The sequence below is a fragment of the Olsenella sp. oral taxon 809 str. F0356 genome, assembly GCF_000233535.1.
Taxonomy (GTDB): domain Bacteria; phylum Actinomycetota; class Coriobacteriia; order Coriobacteriales; family Atopobiaceae; genus Olsenella_I; species Olsenella_I phocaeensis.
The window spans coordinates 377,027-396,459 of the sequence record NZ_JH376563.1 but is presented as its reverse complement, the minus strand read 5'-3'; the positions used below and the strand labels follow the sequence as shown (position 1 = coordinate 396,459).

The window sequence follows — 19,433 nt, the reverse complement described above, 5'->3', positions numbered from 1 at the left end:
ATACTTTTAAGGCTTTTCCACTGAGCCCCGTAACCTCATAGGAAAAAGCGTACCGATACGTAGTACATGGAGGAGTCAAATGAAGTCGACTCATTACGCCAAGCCTGGCGAGGTCGAGCGCAACTGGGTGCTCATCGACGCCGATGGCGCCACACTGGGACGCCTTGCCACCAAGGCTGCCATGATCCTTCGTGGCAAGAACAAGCCCCAGTACACCCCCAACACCGACACCGGCGACTTCGTGGTCGTCATCAACGCCGATAAGGTCCAGCTTACCGGCGTCAAGGCCGAGCACAAGTCCTACTGGCGCTATTCCGGCTGGCTGGGCGGCCTCAAGACCGAGTCCTTCAAGGAGGCCATGGCCAAGCACCCCGAGCGCGTCGTCGAGCACGCCATCAAGGGCATGCTCCCCAAGACGACCCTTGGTCGCCAGCAGGGCATGAAGCTCAAGGTTTACGCTGGTCCCGAGCACCCGCACACCGCTCAGAACCCCGTCAAGATCGATCTGGAGGCTTAACCGATGGCTGACAACACCGCTGTTTACACCGGCACCGGCCGTCGCAAGGAGGCCGTCGCCCGCGTCCGTCTGGTTCCCGGCACCGGCAAGGTCACCGTCAACGGCCGCGACGCCGCCAACTACTTTGGCCGCCAGCAGCTCGTCGACAACGCGACCGCTCCCTTCCGCGTGACCGACACCGTCGACCGCTTCGACGTCTTCGCCAACTGCGATGGCGGCGGCATCAACGGCCAGTCCGGCGCCCTGCGCCTGGGCATCGCCCGCGCTCTCCTCGAGGCTGGCGAGTATCGCGCCGATCTCAAGAAGGCCGGCTTCCTCACCCGTGACGCCCGCGCCGTCGAGCGCAAGAAGTACGGCCTGAAGAAGGCCCGCAAGCGCCCGCAGTTCTCCAAGCGCTAGTCTCCTCTGGCCTTTCGCGAATCTGGGACCCGCTTCGGCGGGTCCTTTTTTGTTGCTCATGGAATGACGGGGATGACGGCTCGCGTGCGGGGTCGCGTCGTCGGGGGGCGCTTGGCGCGTGTCCTGCTCGACGGCGTCCAACGCGTGCGAGAGGGCGCCGACGACGTCCAACGCGTGCGAGAGAGCGCCGACGACGTCCAACGCGTGCGAGAGAGCGCCGATGACGTCCAACGCGTCTTTCTCCTTCCTGCCAACTGGGCAAACGCGGAAGCGAGAGGCGTGTTGGACGTTTTCGAGAGAATTTGGCACGCGTCGGGCGTTTTCATCAAAGAGCGGTGCGCGTTGGACGAGATGGCGCAGCCAAGTCCGTGGCGCCCGCAATCGATAGTGCACCCTGTGCCTGTGCCTGTGCCTGTACCTGCGGCAGGGACCTCCGCTCAAGACGAAAAGTCTGACATTCAAACGATTAATTTGCCAAATCGCCATTTTGATTCGTAATCCTTCGATATACTCGTCTAGCTATAACGTAGGAGAGACGAGAGGGGGCGAGGGACATGGAGAACGTCGCGTACGCATTGGGCAGGCGCCTGCGTCGCGCCAGCCATTCCACGCAGCTCCTCCTGCTCGCCCTCGGCGTCGCCGTCGTCGCGCTCGCCTCCCTGATGCTGGGCCGGTATCACATGGGCGTGGGGGAGGTGCTGGGCATGCTCGTCGGACGGGTGCTTCCGGTGACGCCCGGCTGGACGCCCCAGCAAGAGACCCTCTTCTTCAACGTCCGCCTTCCCCGCGTGCTCCTGGCGCTCATGGTGGGCTGCTCTCTCTCCGCTTCCGGCGCCGCCTTCCAGGGCGTCTTCCAGAACCCCCTGGTGTCTCCTGACTTCCTGGGCGCCTCACAGGGAGCGGCCTTCGGTGCCTGCGTGGCCCTGCTCCTCTCGTTTGGAAGCATGGGCACCTCCATCGCAGCGTTCGTGACCTCCATGGCGTCGGTGGCGATCGTCCTCTGGCTCAGCGGCCGCGCCAAAGGGAACCGCATCCTGGTCACCGTGCTCTCGGGCGTCATGGTGAGCTCGGTCTTCCAGGCCGGCGTCTCGTACACCAAGCTCGTGGCAGACCCCAACGCCCAGCTCCAGGCCATCACCTTCTGGCTCATGGGCTCGCTCACCAGCGCCAGCCCGCGCGACCTTGCCTTCGTCGCCATTCCCATGCTCGTGGGCAACGCGGGGCTCCTTGCCCTGCGCTGGCAGGTCAACGCGCTCACGATGGGGGACGACGAGGCGCTGAGCATGGGCGTCGACGCCCCGCGCGTCCGCCGTGCGGTGATCGTCTGCTCCACGCTGGTCACGGCTGCGAGCGTCTCGGTCACGGGCATCATCGGCTGGGTGGGGCTCGTGGTCCCGCACCTCGCCCGCGGCATCGTGGGTGTCGACTACCGCCACCTCCTGCCCGCCAGCATGCTGCTGGGCGCCGGCTTCCTGTTGGTGGTGGACGATGTCGCCCGTCTGGCCACCACGGCAGAGATTCCCATAGGCATCCTCACTGCCTTCATCGGCGCGCCCTTCTTCATGCACCTGATCACGAGGGGGCGGCGTCGATGAGCCTCGAGGTGAGTGGCCTCAGCTTCTCGTACGGGAATCGTCGCGTGCTGAGCGACCTCAGCTTCGGGGTGCCCGACGGCAGCCTTGCCTGTGTGCTGGGTCCCAACGGCGTGGGCAAGACGTCACTCTTCCGCTGCATGCTGGGCATCCGTGGCTACGAGGGCACGGTGCTCGCCAACGGTCATGACGTGCGCGAGCTCAGCGTGAGGGAGCGCGCCCGCCAGATGGCCTACATTCCCCAGGCCCACGTGAACGTCTTCGACTACGAGGTCGTGGACATGGTGCTCATGGCCTGCGGCACGGACCTCGGCATGCTCAGGACCCCCACCCGCCGCCACGAGGACAGGGCCATGGCGGCCTTGGAGCGCGTGGGCATCGCCGACCTGGCGCATCGCAGCGTCAACCGACTCTCGGGCGGCCAGCTCCAGCTCGTCCTCTTTGCCCGGACCATAGCCCAGGACGCACGCGCCATGATTCTGGACGAGCCCACGAGCGCGCTGGACTTCGCCAACGCGGACAAGGTCCTCTCGCTTGCCCAGTCCCTGGCCAGGGAGGGGAGGTCGGTGATCGTGTCGACCCACCGGCCCGAGCAGGCCTACCTGTACTCGGACCTGGTCATTGCCATGGGCGAGGGGGGCGTCGTGGGGGTTGGCAGTCCACAGGAGGTGGTGACGAGCGAGCGCATGAGCAGCCTCTATGGCATGGGCGTCACGGTGAGCTCGCTCTTTGGCGACGCGGCGCGCGCTTGCGTGCCCAGCGAGCGCCTGGGGGCCGAGGCCGCGCGGGAACAACGAACGACGATCAGGTGATTCTTTGTCGTGCGCTAGCTCGCGGGAAGGCCGCGACGCACGGCGTCAGAAGGGAGCAAAAGTGAGAGTGGCGCAGTTAGGCAGGAGGGCGTTCGCCGCGCTGGCGGCTGGGGCCTTGGCCCTCGCCCTTACGGGCGGGCTCGCGGCGTGCGCGGGCCAGCAGGCTGGCGGCGGGAGCGACCAGACACAGCAACAGGCGACCACGAGGAGCTTCACCGATTCCTGCGGCCGAGAGGTCGAGCTGCCCTCCAACATCACGAAGGTGGCGGCCTCTGGCCCGGTGGCCCAGCAGATACTCCTCACCATCGCGCCCGAGGACATGGTGGGTCTGGCCACGAAGCTGACTGACGGACAGGCCACCCTCTTTGACGACTCCGTGGCCCAGCTTCCCGTCTTCGGCCAGATCTACGGCGGCAAGGGCGACTTCAACAAGGAGGCGGTCGCGGACGCCGCGCCGCAGCTGGTTATCGACCTGGGCGAGGCCAAGGGCAGCATCAAGGAGGACATGGACCAGCTGCAGGAGCAGATCGGCATCCCCTGCGTGCACATCGAGACCTCGCTGGACAGCTATGACGAGGTGTATAGGACCCTGGGAATCCTGCTGGGCAAGGAGGGCCGTGCGGCAGAGCTCTCGAGCTACTGCAAGAAGGCCTACGACGAGGTCGATGGTGTCGTCTCGACGATTCCCGAGTCCGACCGACCGAAGGTGGCCTACCTGTTGGGGGATTCCGGCCTCAACGCGATCGCAAAGGGCAGCTTCCAGGGCGCAGTTGTCGACTTCGTGGCAAGCAACGCCATCGTGACCGAGAAGGCGTCCGGCTCCGGAAAGGGCCAGGAGGTGAGCCTGGAGCAAATCGCCTCCTTCGACCCGCAGCTGATCGTCTTTGGGCCGGGAAGCATATATCCCAGCGTGGGCGAGGACCCCGCCTGGTCCGAGCTGTCCGCCATCAAGGGTTCCAACTACTACCAGGTTCCTGCCAGCCCCTACAACTGGCTCTCCTCGCCTCCATCGGTCAACCAGGTCGCAGGCATGCAGTGGCTCGCCCGCGTGTGCTATCCCCAGAAGTTCCAGACCGGTGTCGAGGACGTGGCGAAGGACTACTTCAAGACCTTCTACGGCCACGACCTGAGCGACTCCGAGCTTGAGGACCTTCTCGCGGGCTCGCTTCCCAGGGCGTAGGGCTGCCGCTTACCCCGGTCGCCACGCTATCCAAGGGGGAATCCCTCCAGCACCCTCTCCTGGCATGTCGAAGTGGGCTCGATGGGCTCCGGTCTGCCCCAGGCGGGCCGGAGCCTCTTCGTGGCAAGGTCAAGAAGCGAGGGGCGCACGACCACGACGGCGTGCGGCCAGGCGGGACGCGGCCCCTCCTCTAGCAAGGCGAGTGCCTGACAGAGGCCTTCGCCGCGCCTGAGTTCGAGGGGGCCAAGCTCGTCCACGACCATGAGCCCCGGTCTGTCTGCCTCGAGAGCGAGCCCACCCAACGACCCGAAGTGACGGTTGACCCGTCCCAGCGCCACGTCCGATATGTCCCAGCCGAGCCCCGCGCGCCTGGACTGCGAGCAGCCGTCACGGTCGCCTCGTGGGGCGTGTGCGGCGTCGATGCGGTTGGCCCGCAGGCCATGCGTGACGGGATTGGCGGGGCGCGCGAAGGCGAGAAGCTCGTGCTGCGGGAGAAGCAGGTTGTCTATGCCCAGCTTGGAGAGGCTGCCGTCCGGCTCGCGCCTCCAGCGACCAGGCGCCAGGACGCCGCTGCAGACGACGCCGCGCGCCTCCAGCCCCTCCACCAGGGATTGCAGCCACCGCGTCTTGCCGCTTTGCCGTGGTGCGCTCAGCAAGTACAGCATCTTCTCTCCCTCGCATTCGACAGGCTCTCGGGTACGCGCGAGCGCACGTCTCGCCTATTCCCCACGCACGGACGCACGTCCCATTCAGCCATCACGCGCAAACGCACACAAGGGCGGCTCGCCAACTGCGAAAACGTCAATGAGCGTGTGCGTAGTAGCGTAGCGGATGCCATCGGCGTGCGCAGGAGCGTGCTCGGCGCCTGCGGCGATTGGCACCACCCGCTGTGCACAATCGCACGGCGGCATGCTGCTACCATTCTTCTTGTATCTTCCGTGGCAGCACCGGCGGCATCGCCGTACGGGGTCCATGAGCAGGGGAGAGTAGATGAAGTACTTTGGCACCGACGGCTTCCGCGGCCGCGCGAACGAGGGCCTCAACGTCGAGCACGCATACAAGATCGGCCGCTTCGTGGGTTGGTACTACGGAGCACGCCAGGCTCGCAAGGCTCGCATCGTCATTGGCAAGGACACCCGTCGCTCCAGCTACATGTTCGAGAGCGCCCTTGTGTCCGGCCTGGTAGCCTCCGGAGCCGACGCCTACATGCTGCACGTCATTCCCACGCCGGGCGTCAGCTACGAGACCGTGGACGGGCAGTTCGATTGCGGCGTCATGATTACCGCCTCGCATAACCCCTTCACCGATAACGGCATCAAGCTGGTCAATGCCGACGGCTTCAAGATGGACGAGGACGTCCTCGAGGAGGTCGAGCGCTACATCGACGGCGAGCTCGAGATCCCCCTCGCCACCGGAGACGCCATCGGCTGCACCGTCGACTACATGCAGGGCCGCAACCGCTACATCGCCCACCTCATCGCGAGCGCCAACTTCTCGCTTCAGGGCGTAAAGGTGGGCCTGGACTGCGCCAACGGCGCCGCTAGCTCCGTCGCGCGTCCCGTCTTCGACGCGCTGGGCGCTGACGTCCGCGTGATCAACAACGCGCCCAACGGCTTCAACATCAACGTCGACTGTGGCAGCACCCACATCGAGCGTCTCCAGCGCCACGTGGTGGAGCAGGGCCTGGACGTGGGCTTCGCCTATGACGGCGATGCCGACCGCTGCATTGCCGTGGACGAGCGCGGGCACGTGGTGGACGGCGACCTCATCCTCTACGTCTGCGGCAAGTACCTTCACAAGCACGGCCGCCTCGCGGGCGGCACCGTGGTGCCCACCGTCATGAGCAACTTCGGCCTCTTCCGCGCCTTCGACGAGGCGAACCTCCAGTACGAGACTACCGCCGTGGGCGACAAGAACGTCTATGCCTGCATGCGCCAGAACGGCTATTCGCTGGGCGGCGAGCAGAGCGGCCACATTATCTTCGGCGACATCGAGCGCACCGGCGACGGCATCATGACCAGCCTCCGCATGATGGAGGTCATCCGCGCCGAGCGAGAGAGGCTCTCGGTCCTCTGCTCTCCGGTCAAGCTGTACCCACAGCTCCTGGTCAACGTGCGCGTGAGCGACAAGGAGGCCGCCATGGGCTCGCCCGAGGTCAAGGCCGCGGTGGCCGAGGCCGAGCGCTTCCTGGAAGGCAACGGCCGCGTGCTCGTGCGCGCAAGCGGCACCGAGCCCCTGGTGCGCGTGCTTGCCGAGGCGCCCGAGGATGCGCTCTGCCGCCAGGCGGACGACATCGTGCTCAAGGCCTTGGAGCCCTTCAAGGCCTAGGCCGACAAAGCACCACGGGGCCCACCCGACGGGCTCGTGGCCCATGCCCCTCTCGCCTGACTTTTCCCATGCGAGAGGGGCTCGTCCTACGTGCTGGTAGAATGGCCAGACAGTACGTAAACGCAACGCAATCGGAGGTGTCACATGTGCGGAATCGTCGGCTACACGGGACGCAGGCAGGCTGCCGAGTTCCTTCTCTCGGGCCTCGCCGCCCTCGAGTACCGTGGCTACGACTCCGCCGGGATTGACGTGATGGCGTCCGACGGCGAGCTCCATGGCGTGAAGTGCGCCGGGCGCGTGGCCACCCTGGTCGAGCGCTGCAGGACGGCCAACCTCACGGGCACCACCGGCATCGCTCACACACGTTGGGCGACCCACGGTGCCCCCACCGACCGCAATGCCCATCCGCACCTCGACTGCGACGGGCGCATCGCCATCGTCCACAACGGCATCATCGAGAACTTCCGTGAGCTTCGTTCCCAGCTCAGGCTCGCGGGCCACCAGTTTGCGAGCGACACCGACTCCGAGGTCGTGGCGCACCTGGTGGAGGACGCCTGGAAGGGCCCCGCCAAGGGTGATCTGCTGCGCGCCGTGCGCTACGCGTGCCGCCGCCTCCAGGGCTCCTGGGCCCTGGTCGTGGAGTGCTCCGACGTCCCCGGCCAGCTGGTCGTGGCCCGCAAGGGCTCGCCACTCGTGCTCGCCTCGACGGATGACGGTGCCTACGCGGCGTCGGACGTGATGCCCCTCTCGCCCGTGTCCTCCGACGTCATCCAGCTCGAGGACGACCAGTTCGCCCTCCTGCGCGCGGACGGGACGGTCGAGGTCTTCGACGACGAGGGCGAGCTGGTGGCCCATCCCAGCACGCTCAGGATCGACTGGGACGCCTCCGCCGCCACCCTGGGCGGACACGCCGACTTCATGGCAAAGGAGATAAGCGAGCAGCCCGAGGCCATCGAGCGCCTCCTCAAGGGCCGCCTGGGCGAGCATGGCATCGAGCTCGACGAGCTCAGCATGACCTCCGAGGAGCTCGCAGGCATAGACCGCGTGTACGTCGTCGCCTGCGGCACCTCCTACCACGTGGGGCTCATCGCCCGGAGCATGATCGAGGACTGGGCGCACGTCCCCGTCTTCTGCGAGTACGCCTCGGAGCTCAACTACAAGGACCCGCTCGTGAGCGGCCGCACGCTCTGCGTGGTCATCACCCAGTCGGGGGAGACGGCCGACACCCTCACCGCCGCCCGTCGCATGAGGGCCTTGGGCTGCAAGGTCTTCGCGATCACCAACGTCCTGGGGTCCAGCGCCGCGCGCGAGAGCGACGGGACCCTCTATGTGCAGGCCGGGCCAGAGATCTGCGTCTGCTCGACCAAGGCCTACACGGCGCAGATGGTCGCGGCGGCGCTCCTCGCCCTGAGGCTCGCGCTCGCCAACGGGTCCATGGACCTCGACGAGGTGCGTCGGCACTTCGACAACCTCGAGGCCCTGCCGGACCTCGTGCGCGAGGTCATCGCGCGCCGCTGGCAGGACAAGCGCGCCGCCCGGCACTTCCGTCGGGCCGCCTCCGCCCTCTTCCTGGGCCGCGGCGTCAACGCGACGACCGCCTACGAGGGAGCGCTCAAGCTCAAGGAGGTCAGCTACCTCCACGCCGAGGCCTACCCCGCCGGCGAGATGAAGCACGGGCCCATCGCCCTGCTCGAGCCAGGCTTCCCCGTGGTGGCGATCGTTCCCGCCGACCACGTGCACGACAAGACCGTGTCCAATATCCAGGAGGTCATGGCCCGCGGCGCCACCTGCGTCGCCGTAGCCACCGACGGCGACGAGGCCGTGGGCGCCCTCTGCGAGGACACGCTCTGGATTCCCGAGGTCCCCGAGGAGAAACTCGTGCCCATCGTCGCCATCGTCCACCTCCAGCTTCTGGCCCGCTATGTCGCCCGCGCGCGCGGCTGCGACGTGGACAAGCCGCGCAACCTGGCCAAGTCGGTCACGGTGGAGTAGCCATGGCGTCGGCGGGAGTGGGCTTCTCCATGCTCGAGGTCGCGCGCATGGAGCGTGCGCTCGAGAGGCATCCCTCCTTTGCGGGAAGGGTGTTCTCCGAGGACGAGCGGTCGCACTGCGCCGCGACGTCCCGCCCCGTCGGACACCTCGCCGCCCGCTTCGCGGCGCGCGGGGCGGTGGCCCGCGCCCTGGGCGTGACGGACTCCGGCCCCTTCCTGGGACTGCACGATGTCGAGGTGGAGCTGGACTCCGCGGGCAGGACTCAGGCGAGGCTCGCGGGGACGGCGCTCGCCCTGGCCCGCGAGCAGGGGGTGAGCGAGATTGCGCTCTCGCTCTCGCTCACCAGGGAGATCGCCACCGCAAACGCCGTCGCGGTGAGCGATGCGGTGCGCCCCCGCGCTGACGAGGGGCCCGATGCCGCCAAGCAGATGCAGGCCTCGTTCAAGGCGGCACGGTCGGTCATCGACGAGCTCGAGCTCCTTCAGGGCGGCGGGGGAGAGTTGCCCCTCTCCGAGCCCGCGGGCCCAGGGACAGGGGAGTCGGGCGACGTGACGGACGAGGTGGACGTGCAGATGGAAGCTGCCGGGGAGGCCGCGGGCTCGCCAACGCTCCCCGGCATCGCGATAGGAGGCTGACATGCAGCCCGTGCTCAACATCGAGGACATCAAGAGGGTCGAGGCGGGGCTCACCAACGTGGGCGTAAGCATATCCGAGCTCATGCACCGCGCCGGCACCGCCGCCGCCAACGAGGCGCTGCGCCTGGCGCATCCGCAGGGCGCGGTCGTGCTCTGCGGCCTGGGCAACAACGGGGGCGACGGCTGGGTCGCCGCCGAGGAGCTGCTCTCCAAGGGAGTCGAAGTCTATGCGGTGACTCCCGTCGAGCCCGACCAGATCAAGGGTGACCTCGCCCGCGTGGTGGCAAAGAGCGCGCAGGTCGCGGGCGTGTCCATCGTGGTTGCTCCCCCGCGCGAGCTGCTCGAGGGGCTCCTCTCGGACGCCGACGTGGCCATCGACGCCATGCTGGGCACGGGGTTCCGCGGCGTCCCCCGCGCACCCTTCGACATCTGGATCGACTGCCTCAACGGCAGCGACGTCCAGGTGGTCTCGGTCGACGTGCCCAGCGGCCTTTCGGCCCAGACGGGCCTTGCCGAGGACGCCTGCGTGGCGGCCGACCTCACCGTGACCATGCTCGCCCTCAAGCCGGGCCTGCTTTCGGACGACGGACGTGACGCCTGCGGCGCCATCGTGGTGGCGCCCCTGGCCGAGCAGACGGAGCGTCTGGTCCTCGAGGCAGATCCCGTTGCCTGGAGGGCCGACCTGGACGACTACGACTCCGTCCTGCGCCCGTCCTCGAGCGCCGACGACAAGTTCCGTCGCGGCTCGGTGCTCGTGGTGGGAGGCTCCTCTCGCTTCCCCGGTGCCCCCATGATGGCGGCCCTGGCTGCTGCCCGTGCCGGTGCGGGCTACGTCACCCTCGCCGTACCCGCGGCCATCGCGCCCATCGTCCAGTCCCAGATGCTCGAGATTCCGGTCATCGCGCTGCCCTGCGAGGCGGACGGGACCTTCTCGGCAAAGGCTGCCGAGGCGGTGGCGGAGCTCGCCGCGAAGCGCACGGCTACCGTCGTCGGCCCGGGCATGCGCGTGAGCTCGGGCACCGTCGGGGTCGTGTCCGCCCTCCTGGGCACTCCCGTCCCCCTGGTGGTCGACGCGGACGGCCTGAACTGCATCTCTCGCCTGACCTCCAACGCGCTCGACGACTTCCCCGAGCTCCTGCGCAGGGACAGCCCCCTGGTGCTCACCCCGCACCGCGGGGAGCTGGGACGCCTGGTTGGCCTGCAGGACACCCCTCCCGCGAGCCTCACCGCCGCAATGGAGGCCGCCCGTCGCATCGTGTGGTCCGACGGGGGCAGCGAGCTCTGCGTGGTCTCGAAGGGGTCCGCGACCGCCTGCGTGAGCGTGGACGCCGCCTTCCTGCCCAAGCCCGGTCCCGCTGCGCTGGCGACGGCGGGCTCCGGTGACGTCCTGGGCGGCATAATTGCCGCCTACCTGGCCCGCTCCAACGTGGAGGCCGACGACCTCCCCGTGCTCGCCGCCTACGCCTGCGAGGTCCACGGCTACGCCGGCTCCATCGCGGCGCAGCGCGTGGGGGCCAACGCCGTCATGGCCCACGACCTCATCGACGCGATCGGCCTGGCGGAGGACGCCCTCCTCGAGCAGGTCAACGCGGCGGTCACGGGCATGGGCGAGAAGAACTAGCCTCAAAAGGAGTCGCGAAGATGGCAGTGAGCAGGGAACCACAGACGCGCGCGGCCTGGGTGGAGGTCGACCTCAACGCCGTGCGCAAGAACACGCGGGCCTTCAAGGCGCTCCTGCGCCCGGGCGTCCAGATGATGTGCGCCGTGAAGGCGGACGCCTATGGGCATGGGGCGGTCGAGTGCGCCCGCGCCATGCACGCCTCGGGCGCGAGCCAGTTCGCCGTGGCCACGGTGGACGAGGGCGTCGAGCTTAGGAAGGCCGGCATCGAGTGGCCCGTCCTCATGCTCAACGAGTCGCCGCTCCAGAGCATCGACGTGCTTCTCGAGTACGACATCATGCCCTCGGTGTACGACATGGACTTCGCGCTCGCCTATGGCGAGCGTGCCGTGGCGCTGGACAAGGTCGGCAAGTACCACCTGGCGATAGACACCGGCATGAGCCGCATCGGCGTGATGCCGGAGGACGCGGTGGAGTTCCGCCGCATGATCGACTTCCACCGTGGCATCGAGTGCGCGGGCACCTTCACCCACTTTGCCACCGCCGACGTGGTGGGCGACTGGGACTTCCGCCAGCAGAGCACGCGCTTCATGGACACGGTGGGCGCGCTGCGCGACGCCGGCCTGGACTGCGGTCTGGTGCACTGCGACAACACGCCGGGGACGGTCCTCCATCCCGAGCTCCACAACGACATGTGCCGTGTGGGCATCGGCCTCTATGGCCTGCACCCCGCAGACACCACGGTCCCCCGCATCCAGCTCGTCCCCGCCATGAGCGTGCGCGCCCGCGTGACCCGCGTGGCGCGTCCCGCCGTGGGCGAGGGCGTGGGCTATGGGCTCACCTACCGCGTGCCCAAGCCCAGCATCCAGATTGCCACGGTGCCCATCGGGTACGCGGACGGCCTCGCCCGCAGCCTCTCCAACAACATGGACGTCCTGGTGCGCGGGCAGCGTGCCCGCCAGGTGGGTCGCATCTGCATGGACCAGTTCATGTTCGCCGTGGACGTCAACGACGCGCGCGCATACCGGCCTGTCGAGCCCGTGGAGCGCGGCGACCTGGTCACGGTCATGGGCGTCGACGGCGACGAGGAGATCACGGCGGACGAGATGGCCCGACGCCGTGGGACCATCAACTACGAGGTAACCTGCGACTTTGGCATGCGCCTCGAAAAAGTGTTCGTCTAGGAAGGCGATGCCATGCTTCAGATTCCAGGACACCAGAACCAGCGTCCCCGTGAGGTGACCCTCGAGGAGGTCCGTGCCACCCTGGGCGACTGCCACCTCTGCCCCCTGGGAGAGACGCGCAACAAGCTCGTGTTTGGCGTGGGCAACCCCCGCGCCCGCGTCATGTTCATCGGCGAGGGGCCCGGAAGGAACGAGGACCTGCAGGGTGAGCCCTTCGTGGGTGCCGCCGGCAAGAAGCTCGACGCGCTCCTCTCGCTCGCCGGCCTCACCCGCGACCAGATTTACATCGCCAACGTGGTGAAGTGCCGCCCGCCCTCGAACCGCAATCCGCGCCCGGAAGAGATCGAGGCCTGCTCGCCCTTCCTGCGCGAGCAGGTGCGCTCCGTCTGGCCCGACGTCATCGTCTGCCTGGGCAACTTCGCCTCGCAATGGGTGCTGAGGACCGAGCTGGGCGTGACCAAGCTGCGTGGTCGCTTCCACCAGACGGGCCACTTCGTGGTGATGCCCACCTTCCATCCCGCTGCCTGCATCTATCATTCCGACTGGCAGCCCCTGCTCGAGAGCGACCTGCGCATGGTGGGCGAGTGGCTGCGCGAGCACCCGGTCGAGGAGGCCGCGCATGAGTAGGCCCTGCGGGCGCGTGGGGGAGGGCGAGTTCGACTCCGCCTCGCAGGAAGAGACCGTCGCCCTGGGCGAACTGCTTGGCGCCCTGCTCGAGCCCACCGACGTCCTCGTCCTGACGGGCGACCTCGGTGCGGGGAAGACCCAGCTCACCAAGGGGGTCGCCGCCGGCCTGGGAATCGAGGACGACGTGACCAGCCCCACCTTCACCATCGAGATGGTCTATGGCGGGGGGCGCATGCCGCTCTATCACTTCGACCTCTACCGCCTGGACGACCCCGACCAGCTCGAGGACATCGGTCTCTACGACGCCATGGGCGTTGACGGGCCCTGCCTCATCGAGTGGGGCGAGCAGTTCCTGGAGCAGATCGGCCCGGAGCGCGTGGACGTGTTCCTCTCGCGCAGGGACGAGGAGTCCCAGGTGGGGGAGGAGCCGAGGCGCTCCATCCGCTTCGTGGCGCACGACGAGCGCGGGCGGGAGCTGGTCCGCGCGCTCGACGCTGCCGTGGATGCCCATGCAGGCGAGAGGACCCAGGAGGCCTAGGCCGGACGAACCCTTGCGCGGCGCGGTGGCCTTGCCCGCGCATGTGCCGACGGCGGCTGGCGTGGCCTGTGTCTGCGCCCGCTCCCTCGTAGCGCTACACTGTGCGCGTTTTGCAAAAGCCAAGAGCCGACCGCGGCGTGCGCGGCCGACGGATTGCGGGTGATGTCCCATGGCCCAGGGTGGCCCCAGCTCCCGGATTGTGCTTGCCCTCGACAGCTCCACCGACATGCTGGCCTGCGCAGTCGCGCGCGTCGCTGCCGATGGTTCGATGGAGCTTCTCGCCTCTGGCGACCATCTCTGCCGCCGTCGCGCCAACGTCGAGCTCACCACGACGGCGCTCGACGTGCTGGCGCGTGCCGGGCTCTCCATGGGCGACGTGGACTCCGTGCTGGTGGGCCGCGGTCCCGGGTCGTTCACCGGAGTGCGCATAGGCATCGCCACCGCGAAGGGCCTGGCCTGCGGGCGTGGCATCCCCCTCCACGGTGTCTCGACCCTGGATGCCGTCGCCTGGGGCGCGTGGGAGTCTGGCGTCCGCGGCATGCTGGCGGTGCTGGGCGACGCCATGCGCGGGGAGCTGTATCCTGGCGTGTACCGACTGGACGAGTCCGGTGCGCACCGCTGCTTCGACGTGGAGCGCGTCTGCGCCGCGGATGTCGCCGTGGCGGAGCTCGCCACTCGCTCGGACGCGGGCGAGCTGCTACTTGCGGGCGACGGGCTCAAGAAGTATCGCGCGCGCTTCGAGGCGGCAGGGCTTGTGCGGGTCGCCGACGAGGCGCTCTGGCACCCCAGCGCTTCGGGCCTCCTGAGGTCGTTCCTCTCGCCCGACTGGGTGCCGGCCGTGGGGGACGGGGACCCTGCCCTGGTCCTGCCCGTGTACACGCGGCTCTCTGACGCGGAGGAGAACGAGCGCAAGCGCCTGGGGCTGGCGGCCCCCGCCAGCGTGAGGGTGACCGGTACCGCCGACGCGCTCGCGGGGCGCCACCTGCAGCTGCGACCCATGTCCGTGAATGACCTCGACGCCGTTGCCGCGCTCGAGGACGCTGCCTACGAGGGGAGCGACCACAGCGCCTGGACGCGCCAGATGTTCTACGAGGAGCTCTTCGCCCCCCAGCGCAGCTGGTGGGTGGCTCACGACCAGGGCGAGCTCGTGGGGTTCGCAGGGGCGAGCCTCGCGGGGTCCGACTTCGAGCTGCTGGAGGTCGTGGTGGCGGAGGGACGTCGCCGCGAGGGAATCGCGTCCAGGCTGCTGGGCCGCGTTGCCTATGACGGACAGACGCTCAACGCCACTGCCATGACGCTGGAGGTGGCGGAGGACAACGCCGCCGCCCGCGAGCTGTACGGGCGTCTCGGCTTCGTCGAGGCGGGTCGCCGCCGGGGCTACTACGGCCCCGGTGCCGACGCGCTTCTGATGCGCGCCGAGCTGCCCCTTGGGGCGGACGCGTCGCTCGTGGCGGACCAGCCCCAGCCCAGCGCCTCCATCCGACCCTGGCCCGTCGTGCCCGGCGAGCGCAGCGTCGCCTCCCGCGACGCGTTGGCCAAGGCGGGCGACCTGGTGCTGGCCATCGAGTCGTCCTGCGACGAGACGGCCATGGCCGTCATCGACTCCAACGGCGTGGTCTGCGCCAACGTGGTGGCGACATCCGTCGACTTCCACGCCCGCTTTGGCGGAGTGGTGCCCGAGATCGCGAGTCGCAAGCACGTCGAGGCAATCGTCGGCGTCTTCGAGGAGGTCATGGCACGGGCTGGCGCGCACTTTGGCTGCGATACGCTGGCGCCGTTCGACCTCGCCTGCGTGGGCGTCACGGCCGGCCCCGGCCTGGTCGGTGCCCTCGTCGTGGGGGTTGCCTTCGCGAAGGGCCTCTGCGCCGCTGCAGGGCTGCCCCTCACGCCGGTGAACCACCTCGAGGGGCACCTCCTGGCGAACCTCTTCGAGACCCCGGACCTGCAGCCTCCCTTCGTGGCGAGCCTGGTCTCGGGTGGCAACACCATGCTGGTCCACGTGCGAGGCTGGGGGGACTACCAGCTCTTGGGAGCCACGATTGACGACGCCGTGGGGGAGGCCTTCGACAAGGTCGCCAAGGCGCTGGGGCTGGGCTATCCCGGCGGGCCCGTGATCTCGAAGCTCGGGGCGCAGGGCAACAAGAAGGCCATCCACTTCCCGCGTGCCATGATGCACAGCCACGACTACCGCTTCTCGTTGAGTGGGCTCAAGACGGCGGTCATCACCTACATCGAGGGGGAGAACAAGGCGGGCCGTCCCATCAACCTGCCCGATCTGGCGGCGTCATTCGAGGCTGCGGTCATTGACGTGCAGGTGTCGAAGGCCATCACGGCGGTGGGCGAGACGGGAGTGGGCGACTTCTGCGTGGGTGGTGGCGTGGCGGCGAATCCTGCGCTCAGGGCCGAGTACCGCAAGAAGCTCCCGCGGCGTGGCGTGCGCGTGACCGTGCCGCCCATGGTGGTGTGCGGGGACAACGGTGCGATGATCGCCGTGGCCGCGCTGCGCAACTGGAAGGCCGGTGTTACGGCCGACCTCACCTTGGATGCGGATCCCAATGCCAAGCTGGGCTGCTGGTCGTCCGAACTGGCGCCCGTCGTCGGCGAGGGCTGGCCGCCTAAGAAGGCCGGCAAGTAGGAGGGGGCCGGTGCTCCCGAGGCTAGGTTTCGAGCTCTTCGAAGTCGTACGGCTGAAGGTCGGCGAGTAGGAGGGGCTGGCACTCCCGTCGGCTCGCGTCCCGGTGCTGACGGAGCGCCGGGCCGCGCCGGCACCCCACGACCTCGTGCTGCCTGTCGCTCGCGTCTCGCTGGCACCTCGTGACCCCGCACCGCTCGCCTGTCGCCTTGGGGCCCGCTCCGTCTGCCGGCCGCCTTGTGAACCGCGTCGTCTGCCGGCTGCTCGTTGCTCGTATCGCCAGCTCCTCTCGCTAAAAAAGAAGTTAATAAAATTGTTTGCTGTTTTTTGATTTATTAATTGATTTAAATTTTCAGCTGTTTAGATTTCCGCAGGTAGATGACCTGTATTGTTTTTTAGTTGTATGCGGAATCCGCATACAACTCGCGTGGCAGACGATTGCGCGATTGAATGCTGCCGTATCGGGTGACTGGCGACCCAAAAAAGCGCATGGCTGCACATTGCTTGCATGCAGCTGCCTGCAGTCGAATTCCCGTGAAGATGAGAATTGCGAGATGCCGGCCAATATCATGTCTCCCAATGAAGGGGTTATGGGGAGAGGTGATTATCTACTATGAAACTGTTTCTTGGACACTGGACGGCGCTGCGCCTCTGGAGGCGGCTGCGGATGTGCGGTGTCACGCCTCCCGTCGCTCGCCTGGGCCGTCTCGACGGCTGCGTCTGCCGCAAGCGGCAGCTCGTCGATTGCGGAATCAGCCTCTCTCCCCCTGCCGTCTCCTCGCGCGTGGGTTGCGCCGACCTGGAGGTAGCGCTCGTCGACCCGACGTCCGGGGACGTCCGTCTTGACCTGCTCGTGGGCGACCGCGCGGCGATAAGCGGCCTGAGGAACGTCAGGCACCACCTCCTTGCCGGCGCGCTCCCTCCGGGCTCGCTCAGGATGGTCGCCGACGGCATCTACCTGCCCAGCCCAGAGCTTACCTACCTTTTGCTCGCGCCCGAGCTCTCTGGGCTGCGCCGAATCGCGCTGGCGCACGAGCTCGTGGGGAGCTACGCGCTGGACCCTGCCTCTCCCAACGGTTTCGCGAGTGGTCTGACGCCGGCCACGTCGCTCGACCGGCTGAGGGGCTACCTGGAGCGCTCGACCTGCCGCCGCTGCGCGGCGAGGGCTCTCGAGGACCTGGGGATGGTGCACGAGGGCAGCGCCTCCCCGCGCGAGACGGACCTGGCCATGGCGTTCTGCCTGCCCGCACGCGACGGGGGCTACGGGCTGGGACGCTTCGAGATGAACAGGGAGCTGAGCTTCGGGGGCGAGCTTGCGGCGTTGGTGGGTGGGGTCCGGCGGTACCCGGACCTTCTCTTCCCGGACGCGCGGGTGGTCGTGGAATACGACAGCGACCAGTGGCATGGCGGGGGCCTGAAGCCGAGCCTGGACAGGGACCGGTCGGATGGCCTCTCCGCGGCTGGTTATACGGTGCTCACCTTCACCAACCTGCACTTTGGCAGCTACGAGAGCTTTGCCCGACAGATGCGTCGGCTTGCGGGGCATCTGGGAGAGGACCTGGCATGTGAGGACGAGGCGCTCGTCTTTGCCCGCAGGCGCCTCTTCGACTTCCTTCGCTCTCCTGGTCGGCTCGTGTACTAGGGGGTCTGGGCTCTGGAGTTGCTGCGTCGTCGCCCGGACGTCTGCCGCGAGACTCCCGTGCCCGTCGCGAGACTCCCGTGCCCGCTGCAAGACTCCCCCGTGCCCGCTGCGAGACTCTCGTGCCCGCTGCGAGACCCCCCCGTGCCCGCTGCAAGACTCCCCCGTGCCCGCTGCAAACTCTCGTTGTGGCATCCCCGCGTCACCCTGAAAGCTAGTTTCCAAATTTGTGTGCGGTTTTTCTCTTCACTATTTGATATAGATTTTCAGGAGAATACGTTTTCGCAGGTAGAAGCATTGGGCCGATTTTGAGTTGTGTGCGGAATCCGCATACAACTCTGAGGAGCTGCCGCTGCCGCGCCGAGGAGCTGCCGCGCCGGGGGTTGCGGAGCTGGGGGGCCGCTGCTGTGCTGGAGGGGGCCGCACTGCGCCGCCAGCTCCGTAGCGCCGCTGCGACAGAGGCGCCTCGCCACATGCTGCCACGCCAGTGCCGCGCGCCGTCGCTCTGTGGCAGGTGAGAATCACGCGCGTTACCTGGATGTTTCATATCCCACGAAGTTTGCGTCACGCGCGTCCGAGGGGCGTAGCTTATGCCTAGCGACGTAACTTTCTCGCATTAAGTTGCAAGGGGGAGGGGAATGGGTCCCCTCCGGTTGCGCTCGCGGAAGGGGTCTTAACAGACAGTCAGGAAGAAAGAGGAACCGCCATGACCACCGACTCTCGCACAGCCATCACAAACGCCACCCAAGACGAGAAGCGCCAGCACGTCTCGCGTCGTGACTTCCTCAAGCTCTCGGGCATCAGCGCCTTGAGCATCGCCGGAATGACCGTCCTCACTGCCTGCGGCCCCGCAGCCCAGAGCTCTACCACAGACAACAGCTCCGCATCCTCTGTCTCTTCCTCGAACGACGGCACCCTTGGCGACGGCAAGACCCTGCGCATCGGCATGGAGGCGGCGTACGCCCCCTACAACTGGCAGGTGTCCGAGGCGAGCGACCACACCATCCCCATCCAGAACGTGAGCGGCGCGTACGCTGACGGCTACGACGTTCAGATGGCAAAGGTGGTCGCCGACGCGCTCGGCATGGAGCCGGTCGCCGTGAAGATGAGCTTCACCGGCCTCATCGACGCCCTCAACAACGGCCAGATCGACATCATCATGGCCGGCATGAGCGCCACCGAAGAGCGTCGCCAGGCCATCGACTTCTCCGACCCCTACTTCGAGGGTGGCTTTGGCCTTCTGGTGAAGAGCGACTCGCAGTACGCGAGCGCCACTAGCCTCGAGGACTTCTCGGGCGCCGCCGTCCTGGGCCAGAAGGACACCATGCTCGACGACGTGATCGACGACATCCCCGGCGTCAACCACCTCACGCCGGTCGACTCCGTGCCCTCCCAGATCTCGCAGCTCAACCAGGGCACCTGCGACGCCATCACCTTCAACACCGAGAACACCGATGGCTTCCTCCGCGCCAACCCTGGACTGGTCGCCGTCCAGTTCGCCGAGGGCAAGGGCTTCACGGAGACCGTTCCTGCCAACGCCGGCATCGCGAAGGGTCAGGACGCAGTCCTCGCCAAGGTCAACGACGCCCTCGCGACCGTCTCCACCGACGAGCGCCAGTCTGTCTTCGACGCCTGCGTCGAGCGCCAGCCGGCGTAGTCCGGGCAGCGCACCAGGCTGTTCCCAACCACGCCAAGTCGTTCCCAACCCGGAACGCGCACCTCGTCTCCCGCATGTCGGGC

Annotated in this window: 16 protein-coding genes; 15 read left to right on the top strand and 1 reads right to left on the bottom strand. The window is 67.7% G+C overall.

Annotated features, from left to right (window positions below; genetic code table 11):
* Positions 1–79 precede the first annotated feature (79 nt).
* From rplM to HMPREF1008_RS01720, 5 genes are all read left to right on the top strand, one after another.
* Positions 80–517, top strand: coding sequence for a 50S ribosomal protein L13 (gene rplM / locus HMPREF1008_RS01745; RefSeq protein ID WP_009278130.1), 438 nt, complete (start codon positions 80–82; stop codon positions 515–517).
* Between the two features lie 3 nt (positions 518–520).
* The gene (rpsI, locus tag HMPREF1008_RS01740; RefSeq protein WP_009278129.1) at positions 521–916 is read left to right on the top strand and encodes a 30S ribosomal protein S9; all 396 of its coding nucleotides are present in this window, start codon (positions 521–523) and stop codon (positions 914–916) included.
* 554 nt (positions 917–1,470) lie between these two features.
* Positions 1,471–2,511 carry an iron ABC transporter permease gene (locus tag HMPREF1008_RS01730; RefSeq protein ID WP_009278128.1) on the top strand — a complete coding sequence of 347 codons (1,041 nt, stop codon included), beginning with the start codon at positions 1,471–1,473 and terminating at the stop codon, positions 2,509–2,511.
* Positions 2,508–3,320 carry an ABC transporter ATP-binding protein gene (locus HMPREF1008_RS01725; protein WP_009278127.1) on the top strand — a complete coding sequence of 271 codons (813 nt, stop codon included), beginning with the start codon at positions 2,508–2,510 and terminating at the stop codon, positions 3,318–3,320. The genes HMPREF1008_RS01730 and HMPREF1008_RS01725 overlap by 4 nt, the downstream gene beginning before the upstream one ends.
* Before the next feature lie 67 nt (positions 3,321–3,387).
* Positions 3,388–4,500, top strand: a complete 1,113-nt coding sequence (locus HMPREF1008_RS01720) for an ABC transporter substrate-binding protein (RefSeq protein WP_232202816.1) — start codon at positions 3,388–3,390, stop codon at positions 4,498–4,500.
* A gap of 26 nt (positions 4,501–4,526) precedes the next feature.
* On the opposite strand, the gene HMPREF1008_RS01715 is transcribed toward HMPREF1008_RS01720, so the two are convergent.
* The gene (locus HMPREF1008_RS01715) at positions 4,527–5,165 is read right to left on the bottom strand and encodes a hypothetical protein (protein WP_009278125.1); all 639 of its coding nucleotides are present in this window, start codon (positions 5,163–5,165) and stop codon (positions 4,527–4,529) included.
* A gap of 325 nt (positions 5,166–5,490) precedes the next feature.
* Here HMPREF1008_RS01715 and glmM point away from each other — a divergent pair, with 325 nt between their 5' ends.
* The 10 genes from glmM (at position 5,491) to HMPREF1008_RS01665 (ending at position 19,350) form a co-directional block, all read left to right on the top strand.
* Entirely contained in the window at positions 5,491–6,828 is a 1,338-nt protein-coding gene (gene glmM / locus HMPREF1008_RS01710) for a phosphoglucosamine mutase (protein WP_009278124.1), read from the top strand.
* Positions 6,829–6,972: 144 nt separating this feature from the next.
* Positions 6,973–8,820: a glutamine--fructose-6-phosphate transaminase (isomerizing) gene (glmS, locus tag HMPREF1008_RS01705; protein ID WP_009278123.1), complete on the top strand. Its 1,848-nt coding sequence runs from the start codon at positions 6,973–6,975 to the stop codon at positions 8,818–8,820.
* A 2-nt stretch (positions 8,821–8,822) separates the two neighbouring features.
* Complete coding sequence (locus HMPREF1008_RS01700) at positions 8,823–9,455, top strand: holo-ACP synthase (protein ID WP_009278122.1); 633 nt, start codon at positions 8,823–8,825, stop codon at positions 9,453–9,455.
* A 1-nt stretch (position 9,456) separates the two neighbouring features.
* The gene (locus HMPREF1008_RS01695) at positions 9,457–11,076 is read left to right on the top strand and encodes a bifunctional ADP-dependent NAD(P)H-hydrate dehydratase/NAD(P)H-hydrate epimerase (RefSeq protein WP_009278121.1); all 1,620 of its coding nucleotides are present in this window, start codon (positions 9,457–9,459) and stop codon (positions 11,074–11,076) included.
* Between the two features lie 20 nt (positions 11,077–11,096).
* Positions 11,097–12,257: an alanine racemase gene (gene alr / locus HMPREF1008_RS01690; RefSeq protein ID WP_009278120.1), complete on the top strand. Its 1,161-nt coding sequence runs from the start codon at positions 11,097–11,099 to the stop codon at positions 12,255–12,257.
* Between the two features lie 12 nt (positions 12,258–12,269).
* Positions 12,270–12,884 carry a uracil-DNA glycosylase family protein gene (locus HMPREF1008_RS01685; protein WP_009278119.1) on the top strand — a complete coding sequence of 205 codons (615 nt, stop codon included), beginning with the start codon at positions 12,270–12,272 and terminating at the stop codon, positions 12,882–12,884.
* On the top strand, positions 12,877–13,422 hold the full coding sequence (tsaE, locus tag HMPREF1008_RS01680; protein WP_009278118.1) for a tRNA (adenosine(37)-N6)-threonylcarbamoyltransferase complex ATPase subunit type 1 TsaE: 546 nt from the start codon (positions 12,877–12,879) through the stop codon (positions 13,420–13,422). Before HMPREF1008_RS01685 ends, tsaE begins: the two co-directional genes overlap by 8 nt.
* Before the next feature lie 169 nt (positions 13,423–13,591).
* Entirely contained in the window at positions 13,592–16,057 is a 2,466-nt protein-coding gene (gene tsaD, locus HMPREF1008_RS01675) for a tRNA (adenosine(37)-N6)-threonylcarbamoyltransferase complex transferase subunit TsaD (protein WP_009278117.1), read from the top strand.
* 610 nt (positions 16,058–16,667) lie between these two features.
* The gene (locus HMPREF1008_RS01670; protein ID WP_156797578.1) at positions 16,668–17,696 is read left to right on the top strand and encodes a hypothetical protein; all 1,029 of its coding nucleotides are present in this window, start codon (positions 16,668–16,670) and stop codon (positions 17,694–17,696) included.
* 703 nt (positions 17,697–18,399) lie between these two features.
* Positions 18,400–19,350, top strand: coding sequence for a transporter substrate-binding domain-containing protein (locus HMPREF1008_RS01665; RefSeq protein WP_009278115.1), 951 nt, complete (start codon positions 18,400–18,402; stop codon positions 19,348–19,350).
* The last annotated feature ends 83 nt before the right edge of the window (positions 19,351–19,433 follow it).